Source organism: Methylobacterium sp. TK31 (genome assembly GCF_055361545.1).
Window position 1 is genome coordinate 2,163,170 of the sequence record NZ_CM143964.1, and the last position, 24,466, is coordinate 2,187,635.

General features: G+C 70.2%; 19 protein-coding genes. 9 read left to right on the plus strand and 10 right to left on the minus strand.

The window, feature by feature from the left end:
* Window positions 1-30: 30 nt before the first annotated feature.
* Window positions 31-1,035 (minus strand): YVTN family beta-propeller repeat protein, encoded by a 1,005-nt coding sequence (locus tag ACXJY8_RS09955; RefSeq protein ID WP_463779450.1) that lies wholly within the window; start codon window positions 1,033-1,035, stop codon window positions 31-33.
* A 56-nt stretch (window positions 1,036-1,091) separates the two neighbouring features.
* Window positions 1,092-2,237: an ABC transporter substrate-binding protein gene (locus tag ACXJY8_RS09960; protein WP_463780507.1), complete on the minus strand. Its 1,146-nt coding sequence runs from the start codon at window positions 2,235-2,237 to the stop codon at window positions 1,092-1,094.
* A gap of 296 nt (window positions 2,238-2,533) precedes the next feature.
* On the opposite strand from ACXJY8_RS09960, the gene pedF reads away from it, so the two are divergent.
* The 3 genes from pedF to ACXJY8_RS09975 all read left to right on the plus strand — a co-directional run bounded on the left by pedF (window position 2,534) and on the right by ACXJY8_RS09975 (window position 5,821).
* Window positions 2,534-2,956, plus strand: coding sequence for a cytochrome c-550 PedF (pedF, locus tag ACXJY8_RS09965; RefSeq protein ID WP_056275074.1), 423 nt, complete (start codon window positions 2,534-2,536; stop codon window positions 2,954-2,956).
* A 14-nt stretch (window positions 2,957-2,970) separates the two neighbouring features.
* On the plus strand, window positions 2,971-3,855 hold the full coding sequence (locus tag ACXJY8_RS09970; RefSeq protein ID WP_463780510.1) for a substrate-binding periplasmic protein: 885 nt from the start codon (window positions 2,971-2,973) through the stop codon (window positions 3,853-3,855).
* Between the two features lie 202 nt (window positions 3,856-4,057).
* Window positions 4,058-5,821 carry a PQQ-dependent methanol/ethanol family dehydrogenase gene (locus ACXJY8_RS09975; RefSeq protein WP_056275069.1) on the plus strand — a complete coding sequence of 588 codons (1,764 nt, stop codon included), beginning with the start codon at window positions 4,058-4,060 and terminating at the stop codon, window positions 5,819-5,821.
* 713 nt (window positions 5,822-6,534) lie between these two features.
* Here the strand turns inward: ACXJY8_RS09975 and poxB are convergent.
* Entirely contained in the window at window positions 6,535-8,295 is a 1,761-nt protein-coding gene (gene poxB / locus ACXJY8_RS09980; RefSeq protein WP_463779456.1) for a ubiquinone-dependent pyruvate dehydrogenase, read from the minus strand.
* A gap of 256 nt (window positions 8,296-8,551) precedes the next feature.
* Between poxB and ACXJY8_RS09985 the strand changes: the two genes are divergently transcribed.
* Together ACXJY8_RS09985 and ACXJY8_RS09990 are read left to right on the plus strand one after the other, a co-directional pair.
* The gene (locus ACXJY8_RS09985) at window positions 8,552-8,848 is read left to right on the plus strand and encodes a PilZ domain-containing protein (RefSeq protein ID WP_463779460.1); all 297 of its coding nucleotides are present in this window, start codon (window positions 8,552-8,554) and stop codon (window positions 8,846-8,848) included.
* Between the two features lie 83 nt (window positions 8,849-8,931).
* Window positions 8,932-9,189: a PilZ domain-containing protein gene (locus tag ACXJY8_RS09990; RefSeq protein ID WP_463779464.1), complete on the plus strand. Its 258-nt coding sequence runs from the start codon at window positions 8,932-8,934 to the stop codon at window positions 9,187-9,189.
* Window positions 9,190-9,191: 2 nt separating this feature from the next.
* Here ACXJY8_RS09990 and ACXJY8_RS09995 read toward each other — a convergent pair whose 3' ends face one another.
* The 7 genes from ACXJY8_RS09995 to ACXJY8_RS10025 are packed head-to-tail and all read right to left on the minus strand — an operon-like array spanning window position 9,192 to window position 18,078.
* Window positions 9,192-10,475, minus strand: a complete 1,284-nt coding sequence (locus ACXJY8_RS09995) for a hypothetical protein (RefSeq protein WP_463779467.1) — start codon at window positions 10,473-10,475, stop codon at window positions 9,192-9,194.
* Window positions 10,472-12,247, minus strand: coding sequence for an alpha/beta fold hydrolase (locus ACXJY8_RS10000; RefSeq protein WP_463779471.1), 1,776 nt, complete (start codon window positions 12,245-12,247; stop codon window positions 10,472-10,474). Before ACXJY8_RS10000 ends, ACXJY8_RS09995 begins: the two co-directional genes overlap by 4 nt.
* 10 nt (window positions 12,248-12,257) lie before the next feature.
* Window positions 12,258-14,666, minus strand: coding sequence for a glycosyl hydrolase 2 galactose-binding domain-containing protein (locus ACXJY8_RS10005; protein ID WP_463779474.1), 2,409 nt, complete (start codon window positions 14,664-14,666; stop codon window positions 12,258-12,260).
* 35 nt (window positions 14,667-14,701) lie between these two features.
* Complete coding sequence (locus ACXJY8_RS10010; RefSeq protein WP_463779476.1) at window positions 14,702-15,676, minus strand: DUF1839 family protein; 975 nt, start codon at window positions 15,674-15,676, stop codon at window positions 14,702-14,704.
* 4 nt (window positions 15,677-15,680) lie between these two features.
* Window positions 15,681-16,664: an amino acid--[acyl-carrier-protein] ligase gene (locus tag ACXJY8_RS10015; RefSeq protein ID WP_463779478.1), complete on the minus strand. Its 984-nt coding sequence runs from the start codon at window positions 16,662-16,664 to the stop codon at window positions 15,681-15,683.
* Window positions 16,664-17,827 carry an acyl-CoA dehydrogenase family protein gene (locus ACXJY8_RS10020; protein WP_463779481.1) on the minus strand — a complete coding sequence of 388 codons (1,164 nt, stop codon included), beginning with the start codon at window positions 17,825-17,827 and terminating at the stop codon, window positions 16,664-16,666. Before ACXJY8_RS10020 ends, ACXJY8_RS10015 begins: the two co-directional genes overlap by 1 nt.
* Entirely contained in the window at window positions 17,824-18,078 is a 255-nt protein-coding gene (locus tag ACXJY8_RS10025) for an acyl carrier protein (protein WP_463779483.1), read from the minus strand. Before ACXJY8_RS10025 ends, ACXJY8_RS10020 begins: the two co-directional genes overlap by 4 nt.
* A gap of 421 nt (window positions 18,079-18,499) precedes the next feature.
* On the opposite strand from ACXJY8_RS10025, the gene ACXJY8_RS10030 reads away from it, so the two are divergent.
* From ACXJY8_RS10030 to ACXJY8_RS10045, 4 genes are all read left to right on the plus strand, one after another.
* Window positions 18,500-19,588, plus strand: a complete 1,089-nt coding sequence (locus ACXJY8_RS10030) for an acyltransferase family protein (RefSeq protein ID WP_463779485.1) — start codon at window positions 18,500-18,502, stop codon at window positions 19,586-19,588.
* A gap of 244 nt (window positions 19,589-19,832) precedes the next feature.
* Window positions 19,833-21,020 carry a glycosyltransferase gene (locus ACXJY8_RS10035; protein WP_463779488.1) on the plus strand — a complete coding sequence of 396 codons (1,188 nt, stop codon included), beginning with the start codon at window positions 19,833-19,835 and terminating at the stop codon, window positions 21,018-21,020.
* Between the two features lie 11 nt (window positions 21,021-21,031).
* Window positions 21,032-23,230, plus strand: a complete 2,199-nt coding sequence (locus ACXJY8_RS10040) for a GumC family protein (RefSeq protein ID WP_463779491.1) — start codon at window positions 21,032-21,034, stop codon at window positions 23,228-23,230.
* A gap of 110 nt (window positions 23,231-23,340) precedes the next feature.
* A complete protein-coding gene (locus ACXJY8_RS10045) occupies window positions 23,341-24,447 on the plus strand; it encodes a glycosyltransferase family 4 protein (protein ID WP_463780513.1) in 1,107 nt (368 codons plus the stop codon).
* The last annotated feature ends 19 nt before the right edge of the window (window positions 24,448-24,466 follow it).

A 24,466-nucleotide genomic window follows, 5' to 3' on the forward strand; every position in this document is an offset into this window, starting at 1 on the left:
GCGTGATCCGTGGGCGAACCTGCGCCGCGGTCATGGCGTGGTGCCTAAGGGGCCCGCCGGTGCCGGCCGGACCGCCACGCCCCAGGGGAACCGGCCGACCTTGACGCTGCGGATCGGGCGCTGCGTCGCCAGGTCGATCACCGTCACGTCCCCCGACACCCCGTTCGTGGTGAACATGCGTGACTCGTCCGGTGTCATCGCGAGTTGCCAGACCCGGCGTCCGACCAGGATGTAGTTCACGACCCGGTAGGTCTTCGCGTCGATCACCGCGACCCGGTCGGAGGGGCCGAGCGCCACGAAGGCGAAACGTCCGTCACGCGTCAGGGTGATGCCCACGGGCTGGAGGCGGTCCTCGGCGATGCCCTTCACGCCGAACCCCACCGTCTCGACGACTCGGCGGGTGGCCACGTCGATCACCGCCACCGTGCCGCCGATCTCCGAGGAAACCCACAGCGTCCGCCCGTCCGCCGAGAAGGCGGCGGCGCGCGGGCGCTGGCCCACCGGCGTCGCATCGAACGCCGAAAGCGTCGCGACATCGATCCAATGCACCATGTTGGTCGTCTCGGAGGTGGTGACCGCGAGCTTTCCGTCAGGGCTTACCGCCATGCCCTCCGGCTCGATGCCGACATCGATCTGGGCGAGGACCTTGCGCGCCTGCGCATCGACCACAGTGGTGGTGGCGTTCTCCTCATTGGCGATGAACAGCGTGCGGTCGTCCGGCGCGAGGGCGAACTGCTCGGGGTCCTCGCCCGAGGGAAGGTTGTGCCGCACCGCGCCTGTGTCGGGGTCGATGACCTGCACGGCATCCGAATCGCTGGCGCAGATGTAGAGGGTGCGCCCGTCGCGGGAGAAGGTCAGACCGCGCGGGCGCCGGCCTACGGGGAAGGTGCGGACCACCTCCAGGGAGCCGCCGTCGATCACCGAAACGGTATTGTCGCGCTCGTTCGAGACAAAGACCTCCTGGCCCAGAACAGGCAACGCCAGGAGCGCGCCGGCAAGGCAGAGAAGGCTGGCGAGACACGCGGTGCGAGCCATGGCCTTCGCCTTCGGATGTCTGTGCGGGCGGTGCGGAGCCGATATATGCGATCGCATCAGCCTGCCTTCCGGAAGGTCCGGCACACGCTCTCGGGCTCGTCGAGGCCGAGGGTATCGAGTTCGGTGCGGTGGTGCAGAAACCCCTCGATCGGCGCAACGGCCGTGATCGCACCGGGGCCGATCAGGAACACCGGCTGGCGCAGCTGCCCATTCCAGGCACGGAAGCTCAGGGGCCGCCCCTTGAAGCCGCCGACCTCGAATGTGGGTGCGAGGACCAACGCCGCGACCCTGTCGGGATCGGTGCTACGCACCTGCACCGCCGCTTCGCCGAGCGCGTGCACGGCCATCCAACCGGCATAGTCCACTGGGCGCATCGCCCGCCCGGCGAGCCGGCGGAAGCGCCCCTGGAGTTGGACCGCCGCCCAGGCCTCCACCGGTCGCCCCCAGGCAGCGGGGGTGAGCCCCTGCGTGCCGACGACGGGGCGGGGCGATGCCGTGTTGTAGAGGAGGTTCGTGCCGAATGCCCCCGCCTCGTCGGCCACCGCGACCACGTCGTGCTCGGGACCACGGGTGGGAATCACGAACTCACGCAGCGCCGTGTCCCGTGTGTCGCCGCCCTCCGGATCGAAGCGCGACTCGGCGACGATCCGCAACCCGAACTTCTTCGCGCTCCGCCGCAGCGCTTCGGCGTAGAGGGCATCGGCCGGCGCCGGGCCGGACAACAGCAGGATGCGGGCCCAGCGCTTGAAGGCCAGGAACTGAACCAGGGCATCGGCAAGCATCGCCCGCGAGGGCAGGACATGCAGCAGCCGAGCCCGGCAGTCGGCATCCCGCAGGCGGGTGTCGGGCGCCCCGATATTCAGGAAGACGGTTCCTCGGGCCTCGGGCAGGTCGGTCAGCGCCAGGACGTCGTCGGCCGGCGCGTTCAGCACGACGAACCGGACCGGACCGTGTCCGAGGCTCCTGAACACGTGCCGGAGATCCTCCTCCGGCGCGACGATCCGGGTTTCGAGCGTGAAACCCAGTCCGACGAAGCGGCCGGTGGCGTTCGAGTCCCTCAAACCGAGGTCCGCCCCCTTCAGACCTTCATCGTCGGGGATCGGATCTTCATTATTGAGGGGGGCGGGGCGCTCGATACGCCGTTCGAGGTAGTGGATCGTCAGCGCCTCGCCGGCGGCCGACGCGCGCGTACCGCCGGGCATCGCTATCGCGCCCGCTAGCACCAGGCCGGATACCACCGCCGCTGCGATCCGCGCGGCACGATGGGGACGCGGGCGGCCACGGCCCGCGCCATCCCGCTTCCAGCGCCGACCCTGCATCGGCCCTCCCGCCCTGTTCGTTCTTTGGGGTCAGGATAGCGGCGGCACTGCCGCGGCCGGTATTGGACCAAAGTGCAACGGGGCGGGCGCGGGATTTCGATGCTGACCTGTACCAAAGCACAATGGGTTCGGCTCAGGGCGCTTGCTACCCGTTTCCAATAATAACGGGAGGAACGACGATGAAGCCTGTCATCCTGGGCGGAGGGCTCCTCGCCCTCGGTCTCGCTCTGTCTGCGTCCATGGCGTTCGGTCACGGCGACGTCCAGCCGCAACCCGTCGACACCGCAGGCCTCGCGCCCCTCGGCGAAGGCTGGAAGGAGGAAAATCCATATCGGGGCAACGCCAAGGCGATCGCCATCGGCGATTCGGGCTTCAATCAGAACTGCGCCCGCTGCCACGGTCTCCAGGTCATCTCCGGCGGCCTGGCACCCGATCTGCGCTACCTTCCGGTTGGCAAGGAAGGCGATGAATACTTCGTCGAGCGCGTGCGTCACGGCGCGATCATCAATGGCATGACGAAGATGCCGGCCTTCGAAGGCGTGCTCTCACAGGAGGCCCTGTGGGCGATCCGCACCTATATCGAATCGAAGCACGAGGAATGAGAGGGTATCCTGCGATGCGGCGTCTCGCTGATCCGTTCGCCCGGACGCGCCACCTCGTCCTGGCCGCCTTCTTCAGCGCGACCTGCCTGGCCACCGGGCGGCCGGCAATCGCGCGGCCCCTCGACGAGGTGACGGCCTCGGGCGTTCTTAGGGTCGCCGTCTACGGCGACAACGTGCCGTTCTCGGGAGAGGGCGAAACCGCCCCCCGCGGTATCGATGTGGACCTCGCCCGCGCCATCGCCGATCGCCTGAAGCTGCGCCTCGATCTGCGTGTGGTCGATGCAGGCGAGACCGTCGACGGCGATTTCCGTCTCAATCTGTGGCGCGGCGACCTCGCAGGCACACCCCTGGCCGACCTGATGCTGCACGTGCCTCACGACCGGGTGCTGGCCACGCGCAACGAGCAGATTTTCCTGACGACGCCGTATTTCGAGCAGCGCCTCGCCTTCGCCTATCATCGTGAACGGATCGAGGGATTCGAGGGTGTGCGCGACCTGGAAGGCCATGCCGTCGCCGTCGAGGGGATGAGCGCGTCCGACAGCCTCGTGATGAACGCCGAGGGCGGGCGGTACCGCGCCGGCGTTAAGCACTACCGCAGCTTCGACGAGGCGGCGAAAGCGTATCTCGCGGGCGAGGCGCCAATCCTTGCTGGCACGCGCGCCGGCATCGAGGCAGCGCTCTCGGGCGCCGGCGCCTCGCGGGAGAACAATCCCGTGGTCGAGGTGCCCATGCCGGGCATCGTCCGGACTCGATGGGACCTGGGCGGGGCGGTCCGCAGCGATTCTCGCGACCTCGCCTACGCGGTGGGCGATGCTCTGGCGGCCTTGGCGACCGAGGGGCGCCTCAAGGCGATCTGCGACGCCTACGGCGTCACCTACTCCGCGCCACAAGGCTATTGAGCCGACCGAGCATCGTCGAGGACCGAAAGCCAAGACCTCATCCTCAGTCCCGGCACCCGACGGCTATTCGACCAATGGCCAATAAGAATCCTCTGAGAACTTCTCTAGCTTCGACATCAAGGGGCGCCATCCCAACACATCGAGACGGCGAAACCCAGTGGGTCACGGAGAACCGGGCCCGGCCTTGAGCGGAGGAAATGCCATGAGAATACGCGACCAGTTCCTGGCGGCGGTGGGCGTCACTGCCCTTTGCGTCAACCTGACCTTGCCGGCACTCGCCGAAGTCACCGAACAGGACATCCTCAACGACGCGAAGACCACTGGCGACGTCGTTACCTACGGTCTTGGGCCGCAGGCCCAGCGCTTCAGCCCTCTCAAGACGCTCAATCGCGACAATATCAAAGGCCTGGTGCCGGCCTATTCCTTCTCGTTCGGTGGCGAGAAGCAGCGTGGCCAGGAGAGCCAGGCGCTGGTCAAGGACGGCGTGCTCTACGTCACCGGATCGTATTCGCGCATGTACGCCATCGACTCGCGCACCGGCGACAAGCTGTGGGAATACAACGCCCGCCTGCCGGAGGGCATCCTGCCCTGTTGCGATGTGGTGAACCGCGGTGCCGCTCTTTATAAGGACAAAGTCTATTTCGGTACCCTCGACGCCAAGCTCGTGGCGCTCGACCAGAAGACCGGCAAGGTGGTCTGGCGCAAGGACATCGACGACTTCAAGGCTGGCTACAGCTACACCGCCGCGCCGATCATCGTGAAGGGCAAGATCATCACGGGCGTGTCCGGCGGCGAGTTCGGCGTCATCGGCCGGGTCGAGGCGCGCGATGCCGAGACCGGCGAAGTGGTGTGGAAGCGGCCCGTCATCGAGGGTCACATGGGCGAACTCAACGGCAAGCCCTCGACCATGACCGGCCAGGTCAACGAGACTTGGCCGGGCGACACCTGGAAGTTCGGCGGCGGCGCGACCTGGCTCGGCGGCACCTACGATCCCGAGAGCAACCTCGTCTATTTCGGCACCGGCAATCCCGGCCCCTGGAACTCGGCGCTGCGCCCGGGCGACAACAAATGGACCGCCTCGCGGCTCGCCATCAATCCGGACAACGGCGAGATCGTGTGGGGCTTCCAGACCACACCGCATGACGGCTGGGACTTCGACGGCGTCAACGAGTTCGTGCCGTTCGACATGCAGAAGGACGGCAAGACCGTGAAGGCCGGCGGCACCGCCGACCGGAACGGCTTCTTCTACGTCCTCGACCGGACCAACGGGAAGTTCATCTCGGCTACCCCGTTCGTGAACAAGATCAACTGGGCGAAGGGCATCGACGAGAAGGGCCGCCCGATCTACGACGACGCCTTCCGCCCGGGCGACCCGGCAAAGTCCGAGGACGGCAAGAAGGGCAAGTCCGTCTTCGCGGTGCCAAGCTTCCTCGGTGGCAAGAATTGGATGCCGGTCGCCTACAGTCCCGACACCAAGCTGTTCTACGTTCCATCGAACGAGTGGGGCATGGACATCTGGAACGAGCCGGTCTCGTACAAGAAGGGCGCGGCCTATCTCGGCGCTGGCTTCACGATCAAGCCGGTCTTCGAGGATCATATCGGCTCGCTCAAAGCCATCGACCCGGCCTCCGGCAAGACGGTGTGGGAATACAAGAACAAGGCGCCGCTCTGGGCCGGCGTGCTGACCACGGCGGGCAACCTCGTCTTCACGGGAACCCCGGAGGGCTTCCTGAAGGCCTTCGACGCCAAGACCGGTGAGGAAGTCTGGAAGTTCCAGGTCGGCACCGGCGTCGTCGCGTCGCCGATCACCTGGGAGCAGGACGGGGAGCAATGGGTCGGCGTCGCCGCCGGCTGGGGCGGGGCCGTGCCGCTGTGGGGTGGCGAAGTGGCGAAATCCACCGCCGGCATCAACCAGGGTGGAAGCTTCTGGGCCTTCAAGCTGCCCAAGACCGTCGCCACGCGCTGAACGGGGCCGTCATCGGACGGTGGCTCCGGCCATCGCCCGAACGGTGACTCCCGAATTTTCTGAAAGCGTGCCGGCCTTCGCTCGAGGGTTTGGCGCGCCCGAGCTCCGGAATGTCGGCGGTATCTCAACAACCGCAGGCATCCCGGAGCTTTCTCATGCCTTGACCATATCGCCCGCTTCAAGTGGAGCTGCCCGTTCCGCGTGTCGTGGTGGGGCGTGAGCTTCCCCCCTCGCCGCAGCATCCGTCGCGGCCCTGCGGATCGCGACGGCGAGGCCGGGCCCGGCGATCGACCTCCTCGCCGTTTGCCTGCTCGCGCTCGCGACGGCGGTGATCGGATGGCTGCTCGCCCGGACCCTCGTCGGACACGCCCGCGGGGAGCTGCATACGCTGGCGCAATGACAGGCCCTCGCTCACCCGCGACGAAGAATTCGAACGTCGAAATTGAGACACCGCGAGAGCCGACTGTGTATTTGCAAATGGCGCATCCCTGACAGAGTAGAGGTGGATCATGTCCGCTTACGGGAGCCGCACGAAGGCGCTTGAACGACTGGGTCGGGTCGAAACCGGCCCCTCGACAGGGATCGGGCGCCGGACATTGAAGGCTCGGAATCCGGCGCGCTGGAGGACAGGGCCGTCCCTCGATCGGTGAGGGCGCCGATCCCCGAGCCCTCGCGGAGCGAGGGGCGCCGCCGCGTGGCCGGCGCGGCGCCCCTCAGCGGAGCAGGTTGGTCTTGGCGAGGTCGAGCACGGAATCGCCCCGGCCGCTCATCACCGCGCGCAGGACGTAGAGGCTGAAGCCCTTCACCTGCTTGCCGTCGATCTTCGGGGGCATCGAGAGTTCCTGGCGGGCCACCACGCAGTCGAGCAGGGCCGGGCCGGGATGGGCCATCACGTCGCGGACCGCCGTCTCCAGCTCGGCCGGGTCCTCGACCCGGACGGCGTGGATGCCGGCGCCGCGGGCCATGGCGGCGAAGTCCGGGTTGTCGAGGGCGACGCCGGTCTCGAGGTAGCCGGCGGCCTTCATCTCCAGCTCCACGAAGCCGAGGGTGCCGTTGTTGTAGACCACGATCTTCAGGGGCAGCTTCTGCTGGCGCAGGGTGAGGAGGTCGCCCATCAGCATGGTGAAGCCCCCGTCGCCGGAGAGCGACACCACCTGCCGGTCGGGATAGGCCGATTGCGCGCCGATGCCCTGCGCCATGGCGTTGGCCATCGAGCCGTGCACCCAGGAGCCGATCAGCCGGCGCCGGCCGTTCATCCTGAGGTAGCGCGCCGCCCAGATCGTCGGGGTCCCGACATCGGCGGTGAAGACCGCGTCGTCGGCGGCCGCCTCGCTGACGAGCTTCGTCAGGTATTGCGGGTGGATCGGCTGGTGGGCGGACTTGAGGCCGAACCAGCCCTTGGCCGGCGCGCCGGTCGCGAGGTCGTCGAGGTCTTCGCGGGCCTTGGCGTAGTGCTTGAGCGCGGCGTCGAGATGCTTGCGCTCGGTCTTGGGGGTGAGCTTCGGCAGCAGCGCCCGGAGGGTGTCGTCCACGTGGCCGACGAGGCCGAGGTCGAGCTTGCAGCGGCGCCCGAGCTGGCCCGGGCGGATGTCGACCTGGGCGATCTTCGCGTCCTGCGGGTAGAACTGCCGGTAGGGGAAGTCGGTGCCGAGCATCAGCAAGGTGTCGCAGGACATCATCGCGGCATAGCCCGAGGAGAAGCCGATCAGCCCGGTCATGCCGACGTCGTAGGGGTTGTCGTACTCGACCACGTCCTTGCCCCCGAGCGCGTGCACGATCGGGCTCTTCAGGGCCTCGGCGAGCCGGAGCAGCTCGGCATGGGCCCCGGCGCAGCCGCGCCCGCAGAGCAGGGTGATCCGCTCCGAGCCGTTGAGCAGGTCCGCGAGCGCGGCGAGCTCGGTCTCGGCCGGGCGCACCACCGGCTTCGGCGGGATCAGCCCCGCATTCGGGGCGACGCCGCGGGTCGGCGCGTCCATCAGGGCGACGTCGCCGGGGATGATGACCACGGCGACGCCGGACAGGCCGATCGCCGCCCGCATGGCGTTCTCCAGCACCTGCGGCAGCTGGGAGGCGTCGCCCACCATCTCGCAATAGTGGCTGCACTCGCGGAACAGCTCGCCCGGATGCGTCTCCTGGAAGTAGCCCGAGCCGATCTCGGCCGAGGGGATGTGCGCCGCGATGGCCAGCACCGGGGTGCGGGTGCGGTGGCAATCGTAGAGGCCGTTGATGAGGTGGACGTGGCCCGGCCCGCAGGACCCGGCGCAGACCGCGAGCGTGCCCGAGAGCTGGCTGTCGGCCCCCGCCGCGAAGGCCGCCACCTCCTCGTGCCGGACATGGACCCAGTCGATGGTGCCCCGCGCCCGCAGCGACTCGGTCAGCGCGTTCAGGCTGTCGCCGACGATGCCGTAGATGCGCTGGACGCCGGCCTGGTCGAGGGTGTCGACGATGAGATCCGCGACGGTGACGATCTTCATGGGGCTCGGCTCCGGTTGTCCCCTGCCGAACCGGGCGTCGCGGGCCGCGGTTCCAGCCGAGGGTTGTGCCGCGCGCGCATCTGTCATCCGGGGCGGCCCGGACCGCGCGACCTCGACACGACCCCGCCGTATCCCGACGCGTCGTCCGCCCCCCGCGATTGCGCGGGTGCCGACAATTTGAGCGACCGGATTAGCGCGTCCTTGCGGGCCGGCGACGATTCCTGGAGCATCAGGTCCGTTTCGAGATCCGCCCCCCATGCGCGCTCTTCCGTACGCTTCCCCCCTTCCCGCTCCCTCGCACCCGACCCCCTCGCAGGAGCGCCGCGCCGCGCCTCGGTTCCGATCCGACGAGACCGGCAGCATCGCCGTCGACGAGCACACGCAACTCGCCTGCCTGGTGCACGACGTCTCCCTCGGCGGCGTCAAGATCACCCTGCCGGACGCCGACCGCGTGCCGAGCACCTTCCTGCTCGAGGCGCCGCCCCTGGACGGCATCAAGGTCTGCCGGGTCGTCTGGCGCACCGACGAAATGATCGGTGCGCAGTTCGGATGACGTCGCGCGGCCCGGGCGCGATACCGACTCGTAACCACTCCCGCATTACGGACGTACAACCGCAATCACCACGGCATCGCGCGATGGAAGAGAGACGATCCGAATCCCGGACCCGCACGTTGCTGGCGGGGAAGATCGCGTTGCAGGGCGGCGGCGTCATCGACTGCACCCTGCGCAACCGCTCGCAATCCGGCGCCCGCCTTCGGGTCGCTAGCGTCGTCGGCATCCCGGACCACTTCACCCTGCTGGTCGAGATGCAGGGTGAGCGGCGCTCGGCCCGGGTCGCCTGGCGCAAGCCCGGCGAGATCGGCGTGCAGTTCGTGGACGAACCCGCGCCCTGAGCCTACCCGACCTCCAGCACGCAGAGCCGGTCGCTGACCGCCAGGGTCAGGGCCTGTGCCGGCGCGACCGGGTCCACGCGGACGATTCCGTCGTCGCCGAAGCGGTGCAGCCGCAGCCGCCGGGGCGGCCCCGAGAGGCGCAGGTCCACCGGGCGCGGCGCGACGTCCGGACGGGCTGCCCGGGCGTTCCGGTCCCAGCCGTCGAGCCCGAGCCAGAGCGGAACCAGCAGGGCCCCGTCCGCCCGCCGGAACCGCGCCGCCACGAGGTCGGGTACGCCCCCCGGAAGCGCGACCTCGAGGCGGTCCCGGGGAGCCGCGTCCTCCTCCGCGCGACCGCCGAACAGCCGCATCAGGCCCCGCACGGCCGCGAAGGACGCCGTCGGCGTCCCGTCATGGGCGAGGAGTCCGAACCGGCTTTCCGGGTCGGCGTCGCCCCGGTCGAAGGAGGCGATCAGCTCGTAGAGGTAGGTCCGCCGTACGCCCTGCAGGTAGCTCCACAGGAGCATGCGCGGCAGGTAGCGGGCGCGGATGCCCTCCGAGACCGGCAGGTGGGCGCTCCGGGTGGCCAGGGCGGTGTGGTAGCCGTTCTCGGTGACGATTGCCGGGGCGCTGCCGAAGACCGGCCGCACGGCCGCGAGAAAGCCGCCGAGGCTCCCCGCCCCCCGGGTCTCGGGGTGCTCCAGCCCCGGATAGGCGTGGACATTGGCGAGATCGACGGAGCCGGACAGGTTCTCCGCGGCCGCGATGTGGCCCTGGATGTAGCTCGGGCCGGCGACCCGGACGGAGCGATGCCGCAGGTCGCCCCGCACCGCGCGGAACAGGGCCGCCTGGTGCTCGGCGGAGAGGCGAGCGAGGCCCGGCCGTGCGGCCACCGGCGGCTCGTTGCCGCCTTCCACCACGACGAGACCGTCCTCCGCCCAGTCGGCGATCTCGGCGAAGCGCTCCGGCGGCACCCGCGGACCGGGCGTCGATCCGTCGTAGAAGATCAGGCTGAAGCGATAGCCCCGGCGGGCGAGCCCCGCGATCCGCTCGAACTGCCCCGAGGGCTCCGACCCGACGAGGACGATGTCGTCGCGCAGGTGGCGCACGCCGAGGTCGTCGAGGGCGGCGGCGCAGGCGGCGAAGCGCTCGACATAGGACGAGCCCCCATGGCCGAGATGCACGTTGATGCCGACGGCGTCGACGAGATCCGCGCAGCGGTGCACCGGCGAGGCCGCGGCCTCGACCCGCGCCGCGAGGGCCCCTGCCGTCAGGGCCAGGGCCGCCCGGCGGGTGAGGCCACTCACGCGAGGCCTGCAACGGCGGAGACGCGGGAGCGGGTATCGATCGGAGTCCGGGCCCCGGCCCGCGCGGCCGCGGCCACCTGGACCGCGCGCAGCAGGTCGCGCAGATGGGTTGCGAGCATCGCCTGCGCCTCGGCCGAACTGAAATTGTGGTCGACATCCGGCACGATCGCCACCGGCGCGCCGAGGCGCCGGTCGGCCCGGCCGGGCGAGCGCCCGAGATGTCGGTGCAGGGCCGCGAGCCCGGGATCGCCGGCACTGTAGACGAGGCGGATCTCGGCACCGCGCCGCCGCAGCCGGGCCACCCGCCGGGCGACGGAGCCGCCGGGGGAGATGGGATTCACCAGGCGCCGCAATCGCCGCACGGCCCCCTCGAACCCGCGTCTGGCGAGGGTCGTCCCGATCGCCCGGACCTGGATCTCGCCGCGCAGGAGCCGGCGCCACGTCGCCCCGCGCTTCAGCAGCGCCGCGTAGGTGCCGGTGCTGCCGAAGGTCTGGCGGATCACGGCGTCGACATCCTGGTCCGGGTCCCAGTCGAAGCAATAGGGGTTGATCAGGAGCGCGCCGTCGACCCGCGGGTCGCGGCAGAGGGCCTGGAAGGCCGCATAGGCGCCGCTGCAATTGCCCACGAGGACGATGGGCCCCCGGGTCTCCGCCAGATGATCGAGGGCCCGGCCCACATCGGCGAACCCGTCCGGCGCGTAGGGCGGCTTGCGTGCGTCCGGCCGGCCGCCGCTGTCTCCGATGCCGGCGAGATCGAAGCGGAAGGAGGATACGCCCTCCCCGGCGAGCCTGCGGGCGAGGTCCGTGATCTGGCGGCCCCAGCCCGAATGCACCGTCATGCCGGTGGAGACGAACACCACCGTCGGCGCACCGGAATCCTGCCGCCGGGGCAGGCAGCGGATGCCGAACAGGTCCGGCCGGAACCGGGCCGGCACCTCGGACCAGCCGGCACCGTCCAGGCGCGCCGGGGCGAGGCGCAGCGGATCGTCGGGGCCGGCGATCGCGACGCCTTCCGCCGCGAAGGCGGTGATGCGAGCGAAATCGGCCTCCGGGATCTCGGCGAAGATCGGGTCTCCGACCAGGAGGGGAAGCCCGGGCAGCGGCCCCGTCTCGACGGCGCCGCCGAGGGCGGTCAGGCATCCTGCCAGCGTCCGGGTCTCGGGCGCGAGAAGCAGGGTCCGCGGGGCCGGCGCGCGCGTGATCGCGGCGACCTCGAGGGCGCCGAGATCGGCCAGGAAGGCCGGCCCCAGGCGGAAGCCGCCGACCGACAGCCCGTCGGGGTCCGGCTTCGGTGCGCCGCCGTCCGCGCCGCCGCCGACCGTCCGGGCGCGCAGGCGCATCTCGCGGAGATAGGCTCGCCCTGTCGGAGTGGGCGCCAGCAGGACCAGCCGGTCGACATCCTCCTCCTGCGCCGCCAGGAGGGCGAGGTTGGCGCCGAGCCGGAGGCCGACGAGAACGACCTCTTCGACGCCGGTCGTCTCCCGCAGGAAGCGCATCGCCCGGCGGATCGCGGCGACGTTGGCCGCGACCCGGGCCTCTCCGGGATCGCCTGAATTGCCCTCCCCCGGATAGTCGAACCGCAGGGTCGGGCAACCGCCCGCGGCGATCCTGTCCGCCAGGGCGCGCCACGGGCGGTGGGCGGCCATCTGCTCGAAGCCGGAGGCGCCGCACAGGACGACGCCGCGTCGGCCGGCCGCCGGATGGATCCAGCCGAACAGGTCGTCGAAGGTCACGGGCACGGCGGCCTCGGGCGCCGTATCCGGGGCGGTCATGGAACGGACCTCAGGCATCGTGGCCGAACCTCACGGTTTCTTGGCTGTTGAGGGCACCGACCACGCCGCGCGGCAGCCGGGTTTGGCCGGGGAAGCTGACCAGCCTCTCCGTCCCCGGCGCGAGGTGGAAGCCGCTATCGCAGGGCCGCGCTCCGGTGCTCCGCACGCTCACCCCGAGGGCGAGGTGGTCGGTGGCGATGCGCAGGGTCGGCACGGGCGCGTCGGCCACGGGCGCGACGCGCAGGCCGATCGTCTCGGGGGCGATGGGTCGGATGCCGGGGAAGTGGAAGCTCTCTGCGATCACCGTCCCGTCCGGCGTGGTCAGGCGGGCCTGTGCGACGTCGTGGATGCGGGGACCGAAGCGGTAGCTGTCGGTGGCGTCGAAGAAGCGGCCGAGCATCTCGGCGGAGGAAAGGGTGAGGGAGGTCCGGGGACCCACCGCGACGTCGCGCTCTGCCCGTGCCGCAACCTTGCCGGCGCGGTCCGCGAAGGTCAGCCCCAGGCGAAGGTCCAGGGCCTCGGCGGTCTCGTTGTGGACGTGCAGGTGGAGGCCGCTCAGGCCCTCGTCCGACAGGGTGACCTGCACCGGGCGGAAGGCGCGCTTCAGGGCGTACCAGCCCGACTTCGGGGCCTGCGTCCAGTCGATCACGCCCCAGCCCGTGCCCGGCCCGAGGTCGCGCAGGAACCAGACGAGACCGCCGGCGGTCGGCGAGCGCGCCCGGCGCCATTCGGCGAAGGTGGCCTCCATCACCTCGGCGACGGCGGCGCGGCCAAGCTCGAGGTACCGCTCCGGATTGGCGGTGCGCAGGGCGGCGGGATCGACGTCGTAGAGCAGGCCGACATAGTGGTCGCGCACCTGCTCGAAGTCCCAGTCGGCGCCCCTGTCACGGGGGATGCCCTGGTCCCAGTGCGGATCGGACGGACTCGTCCGGCCGAGCGTCGCCGGCTCCGGCAGGTTGGCGAAGGCCAGGCATTCGCTGGCAAAACCCACCTCGGCGCGGCGCGCGTCGTCCAGGGGCCGGCGGTACGCGCCGACGCCGTAGTAATGGGTGCAGCCCGCGCTTGGGGAGAACGGCAGGTCGCCCCCCGATGGCGAGTTCGGGATGGCGACGAGGTCGGGACGCCACGCGGCCACCAGTCGCGGCAGCGTGTCGGCGCAGAACGTGTCGGCCCAGACGGTCCGCGGCGCTCCGAGCATCGCTGCCTGCTGCCAGACCTCGCTTCCTCCACAGACCACGGCGAGGGCGGGTGAGAGCTGTGTGCGGTCGAGGAGGCTTCCCACCTCGCCGGCGAGGGCGGCGGCGAAGCTGCCCGCCTCGTGCGGATAGTCGAAATTCGCCAGCATCAGGTCCTGCCAGACCAGGATGCCGGCGGCGTCGCAGAGGTCGTAGAAATCGGGCGCCGGGTAGAGGGTGGTGCCGGACACGCGCAGCATGTTCATGCCGGCCTCGCGGGCCAGTCCGACGAGGTTGGCGCAATCCTCGCTGCCGAGGCCGACGAGGTCCGAGGGCATCCAGTTGGCACCCCGGCAGAACACCGGCACGCCGTTGACGGCGAGCGCCAGACCCTCCTCGAAGGGCCGCGCCAGCGACAGGGTGCGAAAGCCCGTGCGGCCGAGATCGACCGTCGCGCCGTCGACGTCCACGCTCACCGGGTGCAGATGGGGCGTGCCGTGGGTATGAGGCCACCAGGGCGCGATGCCGGGCAGCGCCAGGGTTCCGGTGAACAGGCCGGGTTCGGATTCCACCAGAGCCACGGCGCGGCCGTCGCAATGGAGGGTGACCGAGGTGGGCCGGCCGGAAATTCGCAGGCGCGCGACGAGCCGGCCGGTTTCGCCGTCATAGGCGGCGCGCAGGCCGGCCTCGTCCACGCCAGGGCGCAGGGGTTCCACCGTCACCGGGCGAAAGGGGCCCACGAGGTCGATCTCTGGGCACCAGCCCGGCATGAAGCCGAGGAGGCTCGTGCGGACATGGCGCAGCGAGCCGGGTGTGATCATCCGTGGGCGCCAGCGCCCGCGCTTCGACGGGCGGTCGAGCTCCGCCTTGAGCGACCGGAAGCAGAGGGCGAGCTCGGCCCCGGGCCGGAGATCGGCCTCGACGACGTGGGACTCGAACATCGAGCGTGAGATCAATACGGGAACGCCGTCGAGCCAGATCTCGGCGAGGGTCGCCAGGCCGTCGAAGCGCAGGCGCAACGGGCCGAACTGGGTCAGCCGGGTCCGGAACCAGACGTCCTGATCGTGGATCGGCGTCGGTGTTTCTTCGGACCAGAGGCCTGCCGCGCGTAGGGCGGCGGCCACGGTGCCGGGCACCGGGGCGGGAATCCAGGCGGCGGCGTCCGACAGGTCGCCCGGGCCGGCCCAGGCGCCGGGTGGCGTCAGGGCGAGCCGCCAGGGGCCGTCCACGGCCTGCGGGGTCACACCATCGATGGATCGGACACGGGCCACGAACCCCCCTACCCGCCGAGGGCGCGGTCGAGGGCCGCGAACACGTCCGCGTAGGTTGACGCGAGGCGGTCGAGGCGCGGCGCCAGACCTTCGGCGCTGCGCCGGTGGAAGGTCCGGGCGAGCTGGAACTGGAACGCCTTGGCTTCGACGGCGAGGCGCGTGGCCGCGTCCGAGGCCGGGGCGAAGGTGCCCGCGCCCACCTCTTCGAGCCAGGCGAGATGGCTCGCCAGCATCTCAAAATTCGCGCCGAGCTGGCGCGTCGTGTTGAAGGCGTAGGCGTGGAAGACGCCGAGGGGCCGCTGCACCAGGGCCGGCGCCGTCCGCGCGAGGGTGTCGCGAAACGCTAGGACCGGGTTGCGCCCGGGCGCCCGGGCGCGGTGACGCCGCAGCAGCTCGAGGGCCGCCTCCGGCAGGTCGGCCGCGTCCAGGGGCGGTGCGACCGCCTTCACGAACTCCGCGTAGGGGGGCAGCAGCGCCGGCCCGAAGATGCCGCGGTAATCGTCATCGGACAGCCGGAAGCGACCGACATTATGGAGATAATCGAGCTCCTGGGTCTCCGGGTCGAGCGCCAGGATGCCGATCGTTGTTTTGCCGTGCTCCCGGCGGTAGGTGGTGCCGTGGGTGTCTGGCAGGTAAATGGCGTCGACCTCCACCAGGACCGGCCGGCCCTGGGGCACCTGAACCAGCGCCTGCGCCTCGAGGCTGTCGTAGACGGCGAGCTCCAGCACCTCGAGCCCGTAGAGCCGTTCGATATCGGCCGCCGGCGGCTTGAAGAAGGTGAACTGGTCGCCCTCGAAATCCTGCCGCACGGTAAAGCCCAGCATCGCCTCCGGCACGAGGCCGCGCCCGTGCAGGAGTTCGATCCAGAGGTCGACGTAGCAGTTCGTCTCCGGCCAGTTGCGGTCGGCCGCATGGAGCGCGTGCGGCGCGTAGGGCGTCGCGGGGTCGAGCCCCGGCGCCGGTCGGAGAAGGGCGGCGGTCACCGGATCAGCCCCACAGGGTGGTGCGTACGGAGTCCGGCCAGGCGGCGAGGTCCAGGCCGTGATGGCGCAGCAGCGCCAGGGTGATCCGTTCCAGGCCGAAGCCGACGCAGGCGGTGTGGGCGACGCCGCCATCGGCCTGGCGCAGGTCCCAGGTCGTCCCGAAGTGATCCTGGTGGTAGTTGAAGCTGAGGCAGGCGGTCGGCTTCTCGACGCTGTTCACCGGCACGTTGAGCTCGAACTTCAGGTTCTGCTGGCGCTGGTTGTTGGCGAGCATTCGACCGGCGCGGCCGAAGAACGGGTCGTTGGCCACGTCGATCGCCAGGGGCAGATCGAGGCTGCGGATCATCTCGGTGCCACGGGCGAGCCAGGACTCGCGGAAAGCCAGCACCTGCTCGGGGCTGCCCATGCGGACGTATTCGCGCATCCGGAAGAGCTGCATCCGGGTCGGCTCCAGGCTGGGCTCACGCCGGAAGCAGTAGGATTGCAGGTCGAACAGGCCGCCCCCGTCGGGCAGCCGGCCGCGTGCGGCGGCCGCCGGGTAGAGCGGGTAGCAGGCGGCCGGCGTGAGCACGATGTCGGTTGCCTGCTGGTGGCCGGTCCAGTCGCTCCTGGCCTCGACGCAGGCGAGAAGCTCGGCGTGCTCAGCCTCGTTGCCGCAGAAGCTGTGCACCGTGCCGGCGAGGTTCGGGAAACCCTTGAGGTAGCCGCTGCGCTCGAAGGCCGGTCGGCTCATGCCGGGGGGGAAGCGCATCACCTCGGCCCCGTCCGCCGCGCCGAGGCGGCTGATCAGCCGGTCGAGGGCGTCGACGACGCTCTCGAAGGCCCCGCTGCGCCCGTAGAGGCCGTCGACGCCGGTGCGCACCAGGAGACCCTGATCGAACAGGCGGTCGAGGAAGCTCGGGCCGGCGTCCTGCGCCGCGTCGAAGACGTCGGGGATCGCGGCGTCTCCGGCGCGGGATTCGGCGGTGGGAGAGAAGATCGAGTCCATCACGCGCTCATGAGCTGGCCGCCGCCCTTCTGCACGAGCAGAAGCTTGGCGGTGTTGGCGAGGATGCGGTCGTTGCCGATCATCAGCGGCGCCGAGAGGACGTCGCGCAGTGGCCGGCCGAGGCTGAAAGGCGTGCCGTTCTTGTAGCCGGCGAGGCCGACGATCGAGAGGGCGCGCTGCACGATGTCGACGGCCATCTCCGAGGCGGTCGTCTTCAGGTTGTTGAGCATGACCGAGAAACCGATCGACCCGATGGTGTCGGCGTCTCCGTGGGCATCCTCGTAGCGGCGCAGTGCCGACACGATGGCGGCCCGCATCGCCTGGAGGGCGTTGGAGACCTCGGCGAGGCGCAGGGCCGTGGGCGGCACCTGTCCCGGCTGGCGCCGGGCCTCGGCCTGCACGAAGGTGCGGGCGCGGTCGACGGCGGAATTGGCGATGCCGAACCAGACGCTGCTCCAGAGGAGATGCGAGGAAGCCAGCATCGACTGGGCCGCGATCTCCGCGAAGGGCTTGGGCAGGATCTGCTCGACCGGGATGTCCCGTGCTTCCAGGCGGAAGCCGTCGCTGCAGGTGCCGCGCATGCCCAGCGTGTCCCACACGGTCTTGCGCTCGAGGGAGATCTGGTCCGCGAACAGCGCCACCAGCACCTGATCGGAGCCCGCGGCTTCCGGGTGGCGCCGGGCAGTGGCCAGGATCAGGTCGGCCTGGGTGCCGTAGGAGATTACCGAGGCGTCCTTGCCGAGGGCGAAGACGTTGCCGGTGGTCTCGACGGCACAGAAGCTGGTGCGCAGGTCGCCGCCGATCCCGGCCTCCGTGGTCGAGGAGGCGACGAGGAGCTGTTCCTGGGCGATCCGCTCCATCAGGTGGCAGTGCCAGGCGCTCTCCAGGCCGTGTGCCACGAGGCTCGCGACCTTGATGTGGTGCATGGCGAACACCATCGCGGCGCTGCTGCACGCCTGTCCGAGGGTGCTGCACAGATCCGCGATCTCGCGCAGCCCGGCGCCTTCGCCGCCGAACTGGCTCGGGATCTGCAGGCCCAGCAGGCGCTCCGCCTTGAGGGCCGTGACCGCTTCCAGGGGGAAGCGGCCGTCGCGGTCGACGGCATCGGCATGGAGCGCCGCCACCGCCGCCGCACGCTGCGCGCGCTGGGCCAGGGTGCTCATGCGGCCTTCGGACGGATGACGGCGGCGACGGTCTCGCGGATCGCACCGATGGTCGCGAAGGATTTGCGGCTCAGGAGTTCGTCGGGGAACTCGATGCCGAACCGCTCCTCGAGGGCGAGCATGAGCTGAACCGAGCCGAACGAGTCGAGGCCGCGATCGAACAGGCTTTCGTCGTCGGCGATCTGCTCGGCGATCGGCGCAAGCGCTTCGTTCGACGCGAGGATCTGACGGATGTCTTGGGAAGTGATCAAGGTGCGGCTCCTTTCTAGGATTAGGCGATGTATTGAGTGGAGTTGGACATTGTCAAACACCATGATCCGCAATGGTAAATACCGGCGTCTGTTATAAGCTGTGCATTTCAGCTCGCTCTGGCCAGTCCAGGGCTTTTTGATCGCCCTGGAGTTGCGCGGATCATCGAGATGCGCCGCTTTACAGTCGCTTTCCGTAAGGGTCGAAGCCTGCAAAATTCGCAACGATCGCGATAGCCGACAGCAAGACCTGCGGTCGTAATGAATGAAATCTGACGAAGATTGCAGAAAAACGGGGTGATTCAGGATAACGCCCGGAATGACGTGACTCCACGGTCTGCGACGCGCTGAGATCCGGGGATCGGGCGTTGACCGGACGCCCTCCACGTCAGGCGGGCGGCGTCACGCGATCCTTCGGCGAGAAATGATCTACAATCTGCAGATCCTGCGCGCCCTGGCGGCCTACGCGGTCTTCCTGACGCATTTCGGACACTATGCCGGCCCGGTTCTTCCGCGGCCGGATGCCCTCGCGTTCGGTGCGGCGGGCGTGGACGTCTTCTTCGTCCTGTCCGGCTTCATCATGTTCGTGAGCACGGCGGGCCGGGGCGAGACGCCCGGGTCGTTCCTGCTGCGCCGGGCGATCCGGGTTGTGCCGCTCTACTGGCTGGTCACCCTGGCCCTGGCGCTGATCGCCCTCGCCGGTCTGAAGCCGATCGGCATCGTCGAACTGCGGCCCGACTACGTGGTGCAGTCGCTGTTGTTCCTGCCGTTCTCGCGGGGCGGCTACGTCGAGCCCCTCAACTCGGTCGGCTGGACGCTCAACTACGAGATGTTCTTCTACGCCGTCTTCGCCGCCCTGCTGCTGCTGGAGAAACTCAGGACGCGGATGCTCGGGCTCGGCCTGGCCTTCGGCGCGCTGGTCCTTCTCGGGCTTGCCCCCGTGCCGGGGCTGTACTGGGCCTATTACACCAAGCCGATCATTCTCGAATTCGTCGCCGGAGCGGGCCTCGGCTACGCCTATCTCCGCCTTGGTCCGCTGCCGCCCGACTTCCCCGTCCGGCGCGCGGCCGGGGCCGCCCTCGTGGCCGCGGCGGCGATCGTCCTTGGCGGCCAGGCCATGGCGGTCACCCTCGGCGCCGAGCTGGAGATGACCGGCTTCCTGCGTCCCCTGGTCTGGGGCAGCGCGGCGGTCCTGACCGTCGGCGCGCTGCTCGTCCTGGAGCGGGGCGGCGGCGTCCTGCGGTCTCGGTGGCTCCTTTCCCAAGGGAATGCCAGCTACGCGTTCTATCTCGTGCACAACCTCATGCTGCACACCAGCGCCAAGGTGGCGGCGATCCTGATGCCCCCGGGGCCGTGGCGCGTCGCCCTGATCTTCATCCTCGCCCTCTCGGCCTCGATCGCTCTCGGAGAGTGGCTGTACCGCGGAGTCGAGCGGCCGCTCGGCGCGGCCCTGCGGCGCTGGTGCGATCGAGGGGGGCGCCCCGCTCCGCTGCCCGGCGTCGTTGCGCCTTGATGGCATCGAGGGATCAAGCTTCTGTCTTGATGCTTAACAGCATCTAAAGATTGATTGAATGTTTTTCGAGAAAACGACCGGAAGACTATTAGCTCTGAGTACTGTTCATCTGAGATACTGCTTCCGTGTCCGAGTTGGTCGTAGTATTTCGGTTCGGAGGAGTGGGGCTCCGGTCGGCCCTTCTTCTGGCCGTACGTCAGGAGTGATTCACTCGGTGTCCGGCGTGCCGGCGAGGATGGTTCGGATGCGTGTGGCGATCGTTCACGACTGGTTGTACGTGGTCGGGGGTGCCGAGCAGGTGCTTCGGCAACTGCTGAAGATCTATCCGCAGGCCCACGTCTTCACGCTGTTCGACTTCCTACCCGAGTCGGCGCGGCTGCAACTCGGCTACGTTCAGTCGCGCACCAGCTTCATTCAGCGGATGCCCTTCGCGCGGACGCGGCACCGGCATTACCTGCCGCTGATGCCCCTCGCCATCGAGCAATTCGACCTCTCGAGCTACGATCTGGTCATCTCGAGCAGCTACGCTGTCGCCAAGGGCGTGCTCACCGGGCCCGACCAGCTGCACGTCTCCTACGTCCACTCGCCGATGCGCTACGCCTGGGACCTCCAGCACACCTACCTGCGCGAGAGCAACTGTACGAGCGGCCTCAAGGGCCTCCTCGCCCGGCTCGTCCTGCATCGCATGCGCCTGTGGGACTACCGCACGGCGGCCGGGCCGAACGCGATCGTCGCCAATTCGGGTTTCGTGGCGCGACGCATCCATAAGGTCTATGGCCGCAGCGCCGAGGTGATCCCACCGCCCGTCACTCTGTCGGGCCAGCGCTACGACGGACCGCGCGCCAACCACTTCCTGGTGGCGAGCCGTCTCGTGCCCTACAAGAACGTCGAGGCGGTGGTGCGCGCCTTCGCGCAGCTGCCCGACCTCAACCTCGTGGTCGCCGGCACCGGCCCTGAGGCCGAACGGCTGAAGGCGATCGCGACCCCGAACGTCTCCTTTGCGGGCTTCGTCTCCGACGAGGAACTGCGCCGTCTCATGGCCACCGCCCGCGCCTTCGTCTTCGCGGCGGAGGAGGATTTCGGAATAATCGTGGTGGAAGCCCAATCGGAGGGCACGCCCGTGCTGGCCCTCGGCCGCGGCGGTGCGCGCGAGACGGTCCAGGTCCACGGGCCGAACCGCACCGGCCTGTTCTTCGACACCCCCGAGCCCGACGCCATCGCGTCCTGCGTGTGCGATTTCATCCGCCAGGAGGACAGCTTCTCCCGCGAGGCCTGCCGCAACCAGGCGGAGCCGTTCTCGGCCGAGCTGTTCCGCATCCGGTTCTCGCGCTTCGTCGACGAGCAACTCGTGATGCACCGCGCCGCCTGCGAGCCCCGTCTGCGCACCCTCTCCCGGCTCGAGCCCGTTCCCCGGCTCGAAGCCGCCTCCTGAGAAGCGGCGCCATGTCCCTCCTTGCCCTCGACATACCCGACAGGGTTCCGGCCGCCGGGCGCATCCTGGAGCAGGAGCGCGAGCGCGGCGGTGCGCTCATGGCGCCGCTCCTGAAGATCTGGCGCCGCCGCATCCTGTTCGCCGGCGTCTTCGTCGCCATTCTCGGGCTCGCCGTGGCGTTCCTGATCCGGACACCGGCCCAGTACGTCGCCAGCGGCTCCGTCATCGTGGCCGAGCCCGAGCCCGGCGCCAACAACGCTTCGATGGCCTGGATCCAGAAGCTCGGCGATCCAGCCGATCTCGAGAGCCAGATCTTGGTCATCCGTTCGCCGCGCCTGATGCGCCTGGCCGCCGAGAGCGGCCTCACCGAGTCGGTGATGGCCGAGTGTCGCCATGCCATGACGCGTGGACGTCCCGAGCGGATCACCGAGAAGAAGGATGCTGTCTGCGCCAAGCTCGGCAGCGATCGCGACGCCCTCGTGGAATACTTGCAGAAGCGCTACATGGTCGGCAGCGCCGGCCGCTCGCGGGTGATCGCCATCGGCTACAAGTCGCCGCTGCCCGAGGTGGCGCAGACGATGGCCAACGCCCTCATCAACGCCTTCCTGGAAGACCAGCGCAACGCGCAGTCTTCGAGCCGTAAGGCCGCCACCGACTGGCTGTTCACCGAAATCAAGCAACTCGACGCCTCGATCCGCGACGACGAGGCGCGCATCCAGGCCTTCCGCCGGCGCAAGGGGCTCGTGAAGGGCGCCACCGGGCCGATCAGCGCCGAGCGCCTCACCGGCATCAGCCAGCAGCTCGCCGCCGCCGAGGCCGCCAAGGCCGATGCCGCCGCGCGCCTCAAGGAGATCGAGGCCGACCGCCGCCGCGGCTCGGACAGCGCCCCGGCGGTGCTCGCCAGCCGCGCGGTGGGCGACCTGAAGCAGCAGATCAGCACCGTCAGCGCCCAGCTCGCCAACCAGAGCACGCTCCTCGGTCCGAACCACCCCACCGTGCGCGCCCTCCAGACCGAGCAGGCCAGCCTGCGCGCCCGGATCGACCGCGAACTCGCCAATGTCGCCGACGGCCTGCGCAAGACCTACGAGGCATCGAACACCCTGGCCCGGTCCCTTCGCGCCCAGATGGAGAGCGCCAAGTCCGAGGCCGCCGCCGCGATGGACGACGAGGCCTCGATCGAGGGCATGGTCCGCAACGCCGAGATCAAGCGCCTGCGCTATGCCGACCTCGTGAAGCGGGCGAGCGAGCTGGAGACCGAGCGGCGCATCCTCACCGGCAGCACCCGCCTCGTCAGCCTCGCCGAGGTGCCGCAGGAGGCGTTCTCGCCCAAGCCCGTCCCGTTCCTCGCCGGCGCCTTCGTCCTCGCGACCGTGCTGGCGGCCGGCGCCGCTCTCCTGCGCGACCACGCCGACCGCCGCGTCCGGACGCCCGCCCAACTCGTGGCCGGCACCGGCGCTCCGGTCTTCGCCCAGCTGCCCTGCCTCGATGCCGGCGGCCTGATGGGTCGCCTCTCAGACCGGCGCCGGGAACTGCCCCTGGCGGAGGCCCTGCAGCGGGCGCAGGCTGACCCGGGCATGCGCAACGTACTGCGCACGCTCCACGCCCACCTGTTCCTGGCGGGCGGCGACGGCTCGCGCGCGGTCCTGGTGACCTCGGGCAAGCCGCGTGAAGGCAAGTCCTTCACCACCTTCGCCATCGCCGGCCTCAGCGCCGCGAGCGGCCGCCGGGTCCTGGTGATCGAGTGCGACCTGCGCCGTCCGAACTTCGAGGCGTCGCTCGGCCTCGGCCGCAGCGCCGGCCTCGCGGGCATCCTGCGCGGAGAGATCGATGCGGCCGAAGCGGTCATCGCCAAGGACGGCTTCGACGTGATCCCGGCCGGCATGCCGACGCCGGATTCGACCGAACTCCTGATGAGTCACCGCATGGCGCATCTCCTGCGCTGGAGCCGGCGCTACGACCTCGTGCTCCTCGACAGCCCGCCGACCAGCCTGCTGATGGATGCCTGCATGCTCGCCCGCCACGTCGACGGCGTGCTCTGCTGCACGCGCTACGGCCGCTCGCAGCTTTCCGACACCATCGAGACCGTGTCGAGCCTGCGAAAGGCCGGCGGCGCCGTCCTCGGCATCGCCATGACGATGGCGAAGCCCGGCGGCCAGCCGACTTACGATGCGATGCCCCTGTCCCTGCCGCACCGTGCGGGAGCCGCCTGATGGCCGCGACGCTCTCCACCGCCGCCGGCCTCGATCCGACCAGCACCACGGTGCCGGCCGAGACCCGTGGCGTGAGCCCCCGGGTGCTGTTCGTCAGCCACACCGGCACGATGTCGGGGGCCGAACTCGTCCTGTGCGACGTCGTGCAGGCCTGGCCGGGCTCGGCCGCCTTCCTGTTCGAGCGTGGCCCGCTCGCCGAGGCCCTGCAAGGGGCCGGCCTAATGATCCGCCTTGCGTCACCGGGCGCCGACCTCTCGGGCCTGCGCCGGGATGTCTCGCCGCTGCGCGCCCTACCGGTGCTCGGGCGCCTCGCCCGTCTCGCGCTGGACCTCGGCCGCGCGGCGCGCGGCAGCGACGTGGTCTATGCCAATTCGCAGAAGGCCTTCCTGCTCGCCGCCCTGCCCGCTCGCCTCGTCGGCCGTCCCCTGATCTGGCACCTACACGACATCCTCGACGGCGCCCATTTCGGCCGCGCGCAGCGGATCGTCCAGGCCCGGCTCGCGAATGCCTGCGCGGCGCGGGTGATCGTGCCCTCGCAGGCCGCGGCCGAGGCGTTCGTGCGGGCCGGTGGGCGGCGCGACCGGGTGACGGTGGTGCCCAACGGGCTCGACCTGACCCTCGACCCACGCCCCGCGACCGAACTGCGGGCGGAGCTCGGCCTGCCCGCCGGGCCCCTGATCGGCGTGTTCAGCCGTCTCGCGCCCTGGAAGGGGCAGGACGTCGTCATCGAGGCGCTGGCGCAGGTGCCGGGCCTGCGCTGCATCGTGGTGGGTTCGGCTCTGTTCGGCGAGGACGCCTATGCGGCGGGCTTGCGCGACCTCGCGGCGTCCCGCGGTGTCGCCGACCGGGTGCTCTTCCTCGGCCAGCGTAGCGACGTGCCTCGCCTGATGCAGGCGGTCGACGCCGTGGTCCATCCCTCCGTCGATCCCGAGCCGTTCGGCCGGACACTCGTGGAGGCGATGCTGGCGGGCGTGCCCGTGGTCGCCACCGATGCCGGCGCCTCCACCGAGATCCTCGACGGGGGCGCCCTCGGCACCCTGGTGCCGCCGCGCCGGCCCGACCGCATCGCCGCCGCTCTCACCGAGATCCTGGCGCGGCCGGACGCTGTCGCCGGACGCACCCGCCGCGCCCGCGAACAGGCCCTCGCCCGCTACGGGGCCGCCCGGATGCAGGACGACCTCGCCGCCCTGATCCGCCGGGCCGTCGCCCGCGGGTGACCCATCCGGGCATCCCTCT